The sequence below is a fragment of the Clostridium sp. CM028 genome (assembly GCF_030585565.1).
Taxonomy (GTDB): domain Bacteria; phylum Bacillota; class Clostridia; order Clostridiales; family Clostridiaceae; genus Clostridium_AD; species Clostridium_AD estertheticum_B.
Window position 1 is genome coordinate 2,741,227 of sequence record NZ_CP077766.1, and the last position, 13,806, is coordinate 2,755,032.

A 13,806-nucleotide genomic window follows, 5' to 3' on the forward strand; every position below is an offset into this window, starting at 1 on the left:
GACAAGCCAATTTTAGTATATGTTAATTCTAAGTGTGCCAAGTGACCCTAAACTTTAAATTTTAAATTTTAAATTTTTGAACCAACTCATTAAGTTTTTGTGCAAGCTGTGCTTGATTTTGTGATGCTTGTGCAATTTCATCTGACATGGAGCTTACAAATTCTCCATCCGCGCCATATTGAATGTTATTTATAGTTTCACGGATTGTTCTGCAAGTCTTCTTACTTCCTCAGCAACTACTTAAAACCTCTCTCCGTCTATTACATAAGCATAACTATTTTTAGCACTATATTTTTCAACTATATTTTTCAATTCTTCAAGTTTTAAATCGCCCATCTTTTTTTTATTGATTCGACACGTAATAATCAGAAATTAAATTTGATATAAAAAATGGTATTCCTAAAATTAATATAGCAATGATAATTAGTTGATGTTTTATAGATTTCATCTTTAGACCCTTTTTTCTTGTATTTAAATATATTTAAACATATTTAAACATATATGTAATAAAAATATACTGAAACTGCGGTAAAGGGTTGCATTTATATAAAAATGTACTGAAAATTGCGTTAAAGGGTTGCGTTTATATAAGAATGTAAAAGAATGACAAAATAAATGCAGCTATATGAATAATATGTATAATAATTATATATTTCAATCTTTTTCGTCAGTTAATTTAATTTTGCCTAATATACAAATATTTTAAGTTATTATGTGGTTAAATCATCTCCTGGGTCGCTTCAACAGATTCGCAGAAGATAAATTGACGACTTCAGAAGTAGTGGTATACTACCACTGAAGTTTTCTATTTGTTAGGGCAAGTAACTCCTACTTATAGTAGGTACTCAAACTTATAGAAATGGGAGACTTTGCTTTTGAAATATCTTTAAACATTCAAGTCTAATATGTCCCGCATGGTATAATATAATAAATACAAAACGAACTATGTGGGGAAATTATATATAATAAATTAAAAGAAAGGACGTGTTTTTGTGAGTTTAAGATTTATATACGGAGGAGCTGGAAAAGGGAAGAGTACGTTCTGCTTAGAGGACATAGAAAAACGAAGTACCGCCGAGAGCGAAAAACCCTTAGTACTTTTGGTACCAGAACAATTTTCCTTTCAAGCTGAAAAAAATCTTATAAAAGTAGTTGGATCTACAGGAATAAAGAACGTCCAAGTACTTAGTTTTAATAGATTAGCGTACAAAGTGTTTAGCGAGGTTGGAGGCATAACCCGTAAACCTATGGATACTTCAGGAAAGGCAATGCTTATTCATAGCATACTTCAAAAAAAGAAAGATGAACTCAAGGTATTTAAAGGAGCAGCTAGACAAAAAGGCTTTGTAGATAATGTAGCTTCTGCAATTACAGAGTTTAAAAAATATAATGTTTCTGTTGAAGATTTAAATAAGACATTAGGCAATTTAGGGGAAAACACCTTGCTAGTAGATAAAATAATGGATTTATCTCTTATATACGGAGAATTTGATAATATTTTAAATAAAAACTATGTGGATCCAGATGACGATTTAACACGCTTAAATAGTGCCCTTGATGAATGCAATATTTTTGATGGTTCTGAGTTTTGGATCGATGAGTTTACAGGCTTTACACCACAACAATATGGAATACTCGAAAAGCTATATAAAAAAGCTAGGAGGATAAATATAACACTTCCATTAAAAAGCTCAGAGCATTCAAAATCTATGGAGGAATCTGATGCATTTTATTCCATTAAGTTTACAGAAAATAAGCTTTTAAGTTTAGCAGAGGATAGTGGGACAAGTATCGAAGCACCTATAGAGCTGGAAGGTAATAAAGAATATAAATTTAAAAACAATAATGAACTATCTTTTCTTGAAAAAAATTATTTTGCATTCCCATATACACCAAGTACTGAGAAATGTGAAAACATAAAGGTATTTAAAGCTCTTAATGGATACTGCGAGGTGGAACACGTGGCAAAGGATATCTTAAGACTATGCCGTGATGAGAATATAAGATTTAATAAAATAGCAGTAGTAACAAGAGACTTACCTTCCTATGAAAAGTTAATTAAAGCCATATTTACAGAATATAATATTCCATTATTTATAGATAAGAAAAAGGATATAACAAGTAACCCCTTAATTGTGCTAATAACCGGAGTCGTTGAGATTTTCACTAAGAACTTTAGCTATGAGGCAATGTTTAGGTATCTTAAAACAGGGCTTTTAGATATAGAAAAGCAGCATATAGACATACTAGAAAACTTCGTAATAGCAGCGGGCATAAAGGGCAAAAGAAAATGGACAGAACCTGATCTATGGCAGGAGAAAATAGAATACTATTTTAGAGACTACTATAATGATAAAGCTGGCATAGACGAAGCTGCATCACAAAGTGCAGAGAAACCTGTAGAAAAAGTTGCAGGTTCTCCTGAGGACAAAGCTGAAAGAATAGAAGCCACTATTAAAATTTTAAATGATACTAGAGAGAAAGTCATAAATCCACTACTACAATTCAAAGAAAAATTAAAAGGCGGATGTACCACCAAAAAAATATGCACAACTTTATTTGAATTTCTAGAAACTATAAATATATATAAAACAATAGAGGAGTGGATAGAAAATTTCAAAAGGGAAGGTGCGCAAGAGCTCGTTACCGAGTACAGTAAAATATGGAACTTAGTTATGGAACTATTAGATCAGATGGTGGAAGTCCTTGGCAATGAAACCCTATCCCTTGAAGACTTTGTAAAAGTACTATCCATGGGATTTAGTAAACATCAAATGGGAATTATTCCACCTGCACTAGATGGAGTAACTATTAGCAGCGTGGAGCGCATAAAAAGTCATGATATAAGTGCACTATACATTATAGGGGTAAATGATGGAGTATTCCCAATGGCAAACAAGGAAGATGGAATATTAACAGACAATGATAGAATGATCTTAAAAGAAAATGCATTAGAACTTGCAAATGACACAAAAACTGAGGTGTTTAATGAGCAGTATTTAATCTATGCTACGATAACCATCCCAAGTAAATATTTAAATATAAGTTATCCTATTGCAGATTATGAAGGCAAAACGTTAAGACCTTCTATTATAATATCTAGGTTTGACGCCTTATTCAAAGGTCTAATAGAAGAGAGCAATATAACTCAGTTTAGTGAAAGGCTACAAGAAACGAATGATATTCAGCAGCTGTGTGCTAAAGTTCCAACATTTAACGAGCTGATATTTTATCTAAGAAAATATTTAGCGGAGGGAGTTATATCGCCACTTTGGATTGAGATTTATAAGTGGTACCAAAAGGACCCTTTATGGCGAGAAAAAAGCAACACCATGTTTCAGGGATTTGACTACAAAAATGAAATGAAAATGCTTGAGAAAGAAAAAGTAAAACTACTTTATGGAGACAAAAATTATTTTAGCGTATCTAGAATAGAAAAATATGAAGAATGTCCCTTTGCATATTTTGTGCAATATGGCCTAAAAGCTAAGGAGCGAAAAACTTTTACATTTTCATCTCCAGACTTAGGTAGCTTTATGCACAGTGTACTTGATGATTTTTCAAAGCTTGTGGATAAAAATGAAATAAAATGGGCGGACCTTCAGCGTGAATGGTGTGAAAAAAATATAGCAAGTATTGTAGAAAAAGAAGCAGAGGAAGGCATAAGTGGCTATATATTGAACAGTACCCCAAGGTACAAGTACTTTACAGAGCGGTTAAAAAGAGTTTTAAAACGAACTATTATGGTGATAGTTGAGCAAATGAAAAACAGTGGATTTGAACCCTTTGGCTATGAAGTATCCTTTGGATTTGAAGATGGAGATTATCCACCAATAAAAGTAGAACTATCCACAGGGGAAGTAGTAAATCTAGTTGGTAGAATAGATAGAGTAGATAAGTTAATTAATGAAGGAGAAGAATTTTACAGGATAATAGATTATAAATCTGGAAATAAGGATTTTAAACTATCCGATGTATATTACGGACTTCAAATACAGCTATTGACGTATTTAGACGCCATGCTTAAAAGTGAAAGAGCGATTTCTAAAGAAAACGAAATTTCAGAGGAGCCAATTTTCCCAGCAGGTATTTTGTACTTTAAAATAGATGACCCAGTAATAAAAGCTAAAAATGATTTAGATGAAGAAGAACTGGAAAAAGCAATAATGAAGGCTTTAAAAATGAAGGGGTTACTGCTAGCAGATACTAAGATAATTAGGGAAATGGATAGAAATATTGAAGGCGCATCTCTAGTTGTCCCAGCATCTATAAAAAAGGATGGGAAGTTAGGCTCAAGATCATCAGTTGCAACTAAGGAGCAGTTTGAAATGTTACTCCGCCATGTAAAGGAAAACCTAATAAGCACCTGTGAACAAATGTTAAGTGGAGAAATAGACATAAAGCCATATAAGAAAAAAGATGCTACACCTTGTGCTTACTGTGAATACACGGCTATTTGCCAATTTGATCCTACATTAAAGGAAAATACCTATAAGATAATAAAAGATAAGAGAGACAAGGAAATATGGGAACTCTTATCGTCAGTCGAAATTGAGCAAAATAGTGTAAAGACTCAAGAGATCGGAGTGGATGAGGAGTAATGTTAAAGAGTGAGAATGAAATTAAACATGTAAAAACAGGGGTTTCATGGACAGAGGATCAGAAAAAGGCTATCTATACTCGCGATTGCAACGTTCTAGTAGCTGCAGCGGCAGGCTCAGGTAAAACAGCGGTACTAGTTGAGAGAATAATAAAGATAGTAACAGATGAAGATCGGCCTACAGATATAGATAAGTTATTAGTGGTTACATTTACGAACGCGGCGGCATCCGAAATGAGGGAGAGAATAGCTGCGGCTATTTCAAAGGAACTTTATAAAAATCCACAAAGTAAACTACTGCAAAGACAGTTAACCTTATTAAATAAATCCAGCATTACAACTATTCACTCCTTCTGCCTTGAGGTTATTAGAAGCAATTTTCATATAGTAGATTTAGACCCTAATTTTAGAATAGCAGATGCAACAGAAGCAGTGCTTTTAAAACAAGAAGCTCTAGAGGAACTATTTGAGGATAGATATGTAGAAATGAATGATGAAAATGAAACCGAAGATGAAGATAGCGATTTATTTGTAGAAAAGGATACTAGCTCTATAAATCTAATCGAGGATTCTAGTTTCTTAAAACTTGTTGAAGCCTATAGTAATAATAAAGAAGATTTAGGCCTTAAGTCTATAGTGTTAAGCCTTTATAATTTTGCCATGAGTTCTACAAATCCAACAAAATGGCTACGGGGTTCTGCAGAGGATTTTAACATAAAAGATGGGTATAGTTTTAGTGATACCCCTTGGGCAAAGGTTTTAATGGAAGATGTTAAAATAGAGCTACTAGGCATTGAAAAAGTAATGATTAAAGCATTGAAAATCATAGAAAACAATGAAGCTATAGCATTATATTACGAAGTGTTCAAATCAGATTTAGAGTTAATTGCAGATTTAATAAGCGCTGAAAGCAATTGTTTTGAAAGCTTAGCAGAAGCGTTTGAAAATTTAAGCTTCCCAAAACTAACAACGATAAAAGCCTGCAAAGATAAGGAAAAACAAAAGGTAGTACAAGAGATAAGAAATAAGGTTAAGAAACAATTAGGGGAACTGGGGCAGCAAATAATGAATGCAAATTCAGAAACGGCTTTAAGAGATATAAAAACATTGTATCCACAAATGCGTGAACTATCTCAGCTTGTTATAGATTTACAGGAAAAATATAGAGAAAAGAAAAAAGAACGTTCAATTATAGATTTCAATGATTTTGAGCACTACTGCCTTGACATTTTGATGGAAAAAAATGAAGAGGGGGAAATAGTAATAGACGCTCAGGGAAAACCAGAACCTTCCGCAGTAGCAGTTGGGCTAAGAAATAAATACGAAGAAATTTTGATAGATGAATATCAGGATAGCAACATGGTGCAAGAAACTCTATTAAATATAATCTCAAGAGAAAAAATAGGTTTCCCAAATGTATTCATGGTAGGAGACGTAAAACAGAGTATATATAAATTTAGGCAGGCAAGGCCAGAGCTCTTCTTAGCAAAGTATAATAGTTATTCAAAAATTGACGGCGAAAAAACCAGAAAAATAACTCTATACAAAAATTTTAGAAGTCGTGGACCGGTTATAAATGCAGTAAATTATATCTTCAAACAAATAATGTGCAAAAACATTGGAGATCTTGACTATACAGATGAGGAAGCGTTGAATTTAGGAGCTCACTTTGATGAACTTGAAGGTCCTGGATTAATAGGCGGAGCAGTGGAGCTACATCTTATTGAAAAGGAAGTTAAAGATGCAGGAGAAGAAAACGAAGGTGAAGAGGTCGAAGATGAGGGACGGTTAACAACTAATGGAATTGAAGGTGAGGGACATGGCAAAACAAATGAGGATGAAACCCCTACAAATATTGAATTAGAAGCTAGAATTGTTGCAAAAAGAATAAAAGAATTAATGCTACATAAAGATGAAAAAGCTTTTAAAATTTATGACAAAAAAATAAAAAGTTATAGATACGTTGAATATAAGGATATTGTAATATTACTTCGGGCCACCTCAAATTGGGCACCCTCATTTTTAGAACAATTGAAGCTAGAAGACATACCGGTGTATGCAGATACAGGCACAGGCTATTTTAGTACCATAGAAATTCAAATAATCATGAGTTTACTTCAAATTATAGATAACCCAAGACAGGATATTCCTATGCTAGCAGTTCTCCGTTCTCCAATAGGAGGGTTTACCTCAGAGGAACTGGTAGATATAAGAGTAGGTCAAAGGGAAGTAAGTTTTTATGAAGCAATGGTAAACTTAGAAGGCACTAAAAAATCAGAAAAACTCGGTAAATTCCTTGAAAAATTAAACCACTTTAGAGAAATTTGCACGTATATGCCCATTGATGAATTCATATGGCACTTATATACTAGCACTGGTTATTACGGTTATATAGGAGCCATGCCAGGAGGAACCCAAAGACAAGCGAATTTAAGAGTGCTTTTCCAAAGGGCAAGGCAATATGAAGAAACTAGTTACAAGGGACTGTTTAATTTTATAAATTTCATAAACAAGTTAAAAATAAGTAGTGGAGACATGGGCAGTGCTAAAACCCTAGGGGAAAATGAAAACGTAGTTAGGATAATGAGTATACATAAAAGTAAAGGGCTAGAATTTCCTGTAGTATTTCTAAGTGGCATGGGAAAAAACTTTAACTTAATGGATATAAATAAGAGTATATTATTTCATCATGAATTAGGCTATGGCCCAGATTTTGTTGATCCAATTAGAAGAATTTCTTATCCTACAGTTCTAAAACAAGCGCTTAAAAAGACAATAAAGATAGAAAGTCTTGCAGAGGAAATGAGGGTACTATATGTAGCTTTAACAAGAGCGAAGGAAAAGCTAATAATAACTGGGTCAATGAGAAATACAGAGAGAAATTTAACTAGAATGAGTTCTAGTTTAGAAGAGAATAGTGAAAAGCTAGGAGAATATGAAATTTTAAAAGGTAAAAGCTATTTAGATTGGATAGTGCCGGCGATAATAAGGCATGCAGACGGAAAACCATTGCGTGAACTAATAGAAATAGATGATAGTACAACGAATTTATTAAGTCATCCTGCAAGCTTTACGGTAAGGTTCTGGAATAGAGAAAACATAAAGAAAAACGACAATTATGAAGAAGAAATTACTGTTAGCTCACAGGAAAAGCTAACAGCACTTCAGGAAGAACCTACAGATGAGAAGTTCATCTTTGAAATAGAAAAAAGGCTAGGATTTACTTATAAGTACGAAATGTCCACAAAAATGCCTACAGTACTTACAGTAACAGAGATTAAAAGAAAATTTAATGCAGAAATTACTGAAGGCGATTCAAACAATATGTACCAGCCAAAACTTATAAATAAGCCCAGATTCCTAGAAGAGGCGAAGGGATTAACCCCCGCGGAAAAAGGAACCGCTATGCATGCAGTGGTGCAAAGATTAGATTTAACTAAAGTGGCAACCACAAGTGAAATAGGATTACAAATTGAGACTTACGTTGAAAAATTGCTAATCTCAAAAGAAGAGGGCAAATCCGTCCGGGTCAATAAATTATTAAAGTTATTTAAAACAGATCTTGGACAAAGAATGATAAAAGCTTATAATCAAAAAGCTTTAAAAAGAGAAATACCGTTCCATATGGAAATTAAGTCAACAGATATAGATAAAAACCTCCCAATCGAAATATATGGAGAGGAAAAAATAATGCTTCAAGGAATAATAGACTGCTATTTTGAGGAAAATGGAGAGATAGTTTTAGTGGATTATAAAACAGACTCCTTAAAAAATGGAGATGTAAATCTCTTAATAGAGAAATATAAATCTCAGCTAGATTATTATGCAAAGGCAATTGAAGCAACACTTGGGAAAAAAGTTAAAGAAAGTTACCTATATTTATTCAGTAACGATGAAGCCGTAGAAGTTAAATAATCTTCTGCGAAACTGAAAAACCTAAAAAAGGGGAGATACAAATGAGGATACTTCATACCTCCGATTGGCATCTGGGGAAGACTTTAGAGCAATACAGTAGACTAGAGGAACAGGAAGAATTTCTAGAAGAATTTATAGAAATAGTTGAAAAAAACAATATAGATTTAGTACTTATAGCTGGAGATATCTATGACAATGGAAATCCACCAGCAAGAGCTGAAAAAATGTTTTATAGCACACTTAAGGATATAACAAGTAGCGGGAAAACTGCAGTGTTAGTTGTGGCAGGTAACCATGATAATCCAGAAAGATTAGTTGCGCCGAGCCCTCTTGCATACGGTCATGGGGTGGTACTTTTAGGGGAACCAAAGAGTATAGCAAGGCAAGGCGTATTTGGAGAATTTAACAATGACGGAAAGTGTGATTTTGAAATAATAGAAAGCGGCGAGGGGTACTTAGAGCTTAGTATAAGAGGGGAAAAAGCAGTTATTATAACACTACCTTATCCAAGTGAAAAAAGGTTAAATGAAGTACTTTCAATAGAGATTAATGATGAAGAGAGGCAAAAAAGCTATTCTGACAGAATAGGAGAACTGTTTGAAAATATATCTGATAAATATAGGGAAGATACTGTAAACCTAGCAGTGTCACACCTCTATGTTATGGGTGGAGAGGAAAGTGGGTCAGAGAGAAGTATACAACTAGGGGGAAGTCTTTCAGTTTCACCATCTAAATTCCCAAAGAAAGCTCAGTACTCAGCCTTGGGTCATCTTCATAGACCACAGAAAGTGCCAGGAACTAAGGGGATGATAAGATACTGCGGATCCCCAATTCAATATAGCAAAAGCGAAATAAACTATAGCAAGGGAGCGTACCTCGTAGATGTTAAAGCTGGGGGCGAAGCGGAAGTCTCACAAATAATGTTTAGAAACTACAAGCCTATAGAAGTATGGAAATGTAACAGCACCGAGGAAGCGATAGAAAAATGCAAAAATGAGGGCGAAAGAAACATTTGGGTATACCTTGAAATAAAGACAAAAGAAATAATAAGCACCGAAAACATAAAAGAAATGAAAAGACTTAGACCTGATATAGTTTCCATAGAGCCAATACTTGAGGGGATAGAACGCGAAGCAGATTTAGAGGAAAGCCTAAGGGAAAAATCCATGGAGGAAATGTTTAGAGAATATTTTACAAAGGCAAAAGGTGGGCTAGAGCCATCGGATGAAATTATGGAATTATTTTTAAACATAGCATTAGATGAAGAGGAGGAACCCAAAGATGAAACCAGTAAATCTTAAAATAAAGGGGCTAAATTCGTTTGTACAGCAACAAACTATTGAATTTTCAAAACTTACGGAAAAAGGACTTTTCGGTATCTTCGGTCCAACAGCTAGTGGTAAATCCACAATTTTAGATGGGATAACCATAGCTCTTTATGGAAAAGTATCCAGAGACACCAAAGAGTTTGTAAACACAGAAACAAATGTAGTAGAAATAAGCTTCGATTTTGAAATAGGACTAGGGGAAACCCGAAAACTATATAGAGCAGAAAGAAGCATAAAGAGATTAAAAACTGGAAACTTCAAAACTGCTTATGCAAGGCTTATAGAAATAAATAAGGAAAATGCTGATGAAAACAAGGTACTAGCAGAAGGACCAAAGGACATCGACACGAAAATCATAGAAATAATAGGACTGAAAGTTGAGGATTTTACAAGGTCAGTCGTGTTACCTCAAGGTAAATTCAATGAATTTTTAAAGCTTACAGGAAAAGAAAGAAGAAATATGCTAGAGCGAATATTTGCCTTAGAAAAATACGGTACCAAGCTTTATGAAAAAATAAGATCAGTTAGAAATGAAAACCTAAAGACTCAAACTATGATTCAGGGGGAAATGAAGGGATATGAAGATGTAGGTGAAGAAGGCCATAATGAAATAAAATCCGTACTAGATGGTTTAAAGCAGGAAGAAAAACAAATTAAGGCTGATAAAAAAACTGTGGATAAAGAGTACGAGGAATATAAAACTATCTGGGAGCTACAACAAGAAAAAAGCCAGTATGTAAAAAAAGAAGCTGACTTAAATAAACAAGTACCAGAAATAAAAAATAAAAAAGAAAAATTTACGAGGGGAAGTTCAGCATTAAATGTAAAACCCTATATTGACAATGTATATGAAACTAAAAAAAGATTAGCGATAAACAAGGATACACTTCAAAAACTAAGCAGTGCTTTTTTAGTTGTATGTAAAAAGCTGAATATTACAAAAACTTCTTATGATAAAGCGTGGACTGATAAAAACAATAAACTTCCTATTTTAATTGAAAAGGAAGTAAGTCTTAAACAAGCTACGAATATTGAAGAGAAAATAAGCTATCTAGCGGGGGAAAAAGATATCCTTTTAAAACAGCATAAAGAGATTAGAAGCAATATAAGTGAGAAAAATCTAAAAAGTGCAATTATTGTTACCAATAAGTCGAAAATAGAAAATCAATTGGGCGTTACTGAAGAAAAACTAAGTGGAATAGAAATACCACCAGAATATAGAGAAAAATTGTATAATGCCTATAACAGTGAACTAGAAGTTTCGGCCGCAACGAAAAATGTACAAGAGCTTAAGAAAAAAGGGGAAGATTTAAAGAAGGGTGCACATACCACAAAGTTAATGCATAGAGAAGCTATTATACTTAAGGAAAGCAAACAAAATAAACTAGTTCTTTTAGAAGAAAAAAGTAAGAAAATAGCAAATAATTTCCCGGGAGATAATAATTTGTTGCTAGAAAAACAGGAGGCCTATAGTTCGCTACGGGATACCCTAGAGAAAGCTGTAGAAAACCATAAAATAAAGGGTGAACTACAAGGGAAATATAGAAATATTAACATTGAAACCGAAAAAGGTAGGTTAAATCTAAAAAATGCAGAAGAATCTATAGAAAGTGTGAAAGCTCAGCTTAAAATTATAGAAGGTGAGATAAAGGAAGTAGAACAAGCTAACATGGCAGCAGTTTTAGCCTCTAGTTTAAAAGAGGGAGACGAACTTGGTAAGCCAAGACTATGTCCAGTGTGTGGGTCGGAGCATCATCCAAAAGTAGCAGAGCTAATAGTGAATACTGGTTTAGAAGGTAAGAAAAGTTTAAAGCAAAGTGGAGAGTTAAACTTAGAAAATTTATCTAAAGATTATCAAAAAGAGCAAATAAAACTTGTGAGGTTAATAAGTGATGAGGAGTATATAAATAGCCAATTAGAAATAGTTAATGTTAAGCTTCACGACATAAACATTGAGGAGCTTCGCCGCGAGAAAGATGCAAGAGAATCCTCATTAATTCAATTTAAGGAAAACTTAGAAGTCTACAACAAGCAAAAAACTGAGATAGACTTAGAGCTAAATAAGCTACGTGATGAAAAAAGCAAAGTAGATATGGAAGAAGTAAAACTTGGAGAAGGTTTAAGAAAAGAAAACGAAGCGCTAATAGTAATAGATGAAGAGTTGTCTATTGCAGAAGGCAGATTAAAGCTGCTGCGCGAAAAGCATGAGCTTTTAAAAGTAGATTTGCTTAATCAGGAGAGTTCATTTAAGCAAAATCAAAGTGGTAGTATAACATCAGTATCCATAAAGGAAAAAATTCAGCAACTTAAAGATATAGACAATGAGGTAATAAAACTAACTGCCATGGCAAGGAAGCTTCGAGTAGAGCTAGTAACATTAGAAAAGGAAGCATCTGACGTAGACAAGTGCTTAAGGGATCTTACCACTTCAAAAACGGAAATAGAAACCAGCGGTAAGGAAAAGAAGGCAGAAATAGACCGTTTGACTATCCAAATAGTTGAACTCTGTGGATTTACCCCCGAGATGGATCGTACACCTAAAATTGAAATAGAGAAGGTGAAAAATGAAATAAAGGATATAACATCTATTGAGGCTAGTTTAAAAGATATTTTAGAAAAAGAAAATATAGAAAAGCAAAGATTAGACACTCAAAAAACCAGTGAAGAAAACAAAAGCGAAATGCTTTTAAAGATGCTAGAAGATGGAGAAAAAAAATTAGACATAGCTCTTAAAGAAAATTCCTTTGAAAATGCTGAAATAGCTTGTCTTTATTTAATTTCAAGAGGAGACTTGTTACTAATTGAAAAAGAAATAAAACAGTATGAAGAATCTAAACGTAGCATAATAGATAATTTACAAAGAGTAGAAAATTTACTTAATGGAAAAGAAATAGACGCTACACTCTTTGAAGAGGTAAAAGAAAAAAGAGAAGTACTTGGGAAGATTTTAGAAGAAAAAACCAAAGCAATAGGAGCTCAATATAGGGCCCTTGAGGAAATGGAAAGAAAGCTACTAGAAGTTAAAAACCTTATAATAAAGAGAAGCGCTATAGAACACAAGCTTAGTCTTTTAAGAGAAATTGACACGTTAATTCAAGGGAATAAATTTGTGGAATATGTTGCTATGAAGCAGCTAAAATACATATCTATGGAAGCCTCAAAACGATTAAAAGACATAACAAGAGGACGTTACGCATTGGAGCTTGATTCTGATGGAGCCTTTGTAATGAGGGATGATTTTAATGGAGGAACAAGACGTGAAACCAATACATTGTCCGGTGGAGAAACCTTCTTAACTTCACTATGTCTTGCGCTTGCGCTGTCTTCACAAATTCAGTTAAAAGGGAGTGCTCCACTAGAGTTCTTCTTCTTAGATGAAGGATTTGGTACACTAGACACGAATCTTCTAGAAGTAGTAATGAACTCACTTGAAAAACTTCATTCAAGTACATTATCTGTGGGAATAATAAGTCATGTGGAGGAGCTTCGCAGTAGAGTGCCTGTAAAACTAATAGTTACGCCGTCAGAGCAGGGACAGGGAGGAAGCAAGGTAAAGCTAGAGTATACGTAAGAGTATGAAATTTCTCCTATATGAATTGAAATAAGAATTCGCTAGCCTGACTTCCTGCCAGGCTCACGATAATTTTATATTGGCAAAAGGAGAATTTCTAAATGAAATTTCAATTGTCTTTTCACCTCTTATTTCAAGTCATTACGGAGAAAGTTCATACTGTTAATGTGTAGTTATTCTACGTGACTTACAGGCGAACTCTAGACAAGAAGTTCTAAAAGAAATGAGAGAGAAGACTTAAAGCCTACCGGCTTAAAAACTTTTTGGATGAAGCGTATGGAATTTGAACTGAAGGGGGGAGCAACAAGCTTTATTCATAATTATTCTACCTATATTGATAGCATAGGATTTGTAATAAGAAAAGATTGACATTTTAAAAAATTAGCAATACA

At 33.7% G+C, this 13,806-nt stretch carries 4 protein-coding genes; all 4 read left to right on the forward strand.

Translation table 11 applies throughout. The features are described 5' to 3' along the window. Positions 1-992 precede the first annotated feature (992 nt). Genes addB through KTC94_RS12985 form a run of 4 tightly spaced genes read left to right on the forward strand, consistent with a single transcriptional unit; the run spans position 993 to position 13,414 of the window. On the forward strand, positions 993-4,601 hold the full coding sequence (gene addB, locus KTC94_RS12970; RefSeq protein WP_220319793.1) for a helicase-exonuclease AddAB subunit AddB: 3,609 nt from the start codon (positions 993-995) through the stop codon (positions 4,599-4,601). Continuing rightward, positions 4,601-8,515, forward strand: a complete 3,915-nt coding sequence (gene addA / locus KTC94_RS12975; protein ID WP_220319794.1) for a helicase-exonuclease AddAB subunit AddA — start codon at positions 4,601-4,603, stop codon at positions 8,513-8,515. Before addB ends, addA begins: the two co-directional genes overlap by 1 nt. Before the next feature lie 41 nt (positions 8,516-8,556). After that, complete coding sequence (locus tag KTC94_RS12980) at positions 8,557-9,816, forward strand: exonuclease SbcCD subunit D (RefSeq protein WP_220319795.1); 1,260 nt, start codon at positions 8,557-8,559, stop codon at positions 9,814-9,816. Further along, positions 9,797-13,414 carry an AAA family ATPase gene (locus tag KTC94_RS12985; RefSeq protein ID WP_220319796.1) on the forward strand — a complete coding sequence of 1,206 codons (3,618 nt, stop codon included), beginning with the start codon at positions 9,797-9,799 and terminating at the stop codon, positions 13,412-13,414. The genes KTC94_RS12980 and KTC94_RS12985 overlap by 20 nt, the downstream gene beginning before the upstream one ends. The last annotated feature ends 392 nt before the right edge of the window (positions 13,415-13,806 follow it).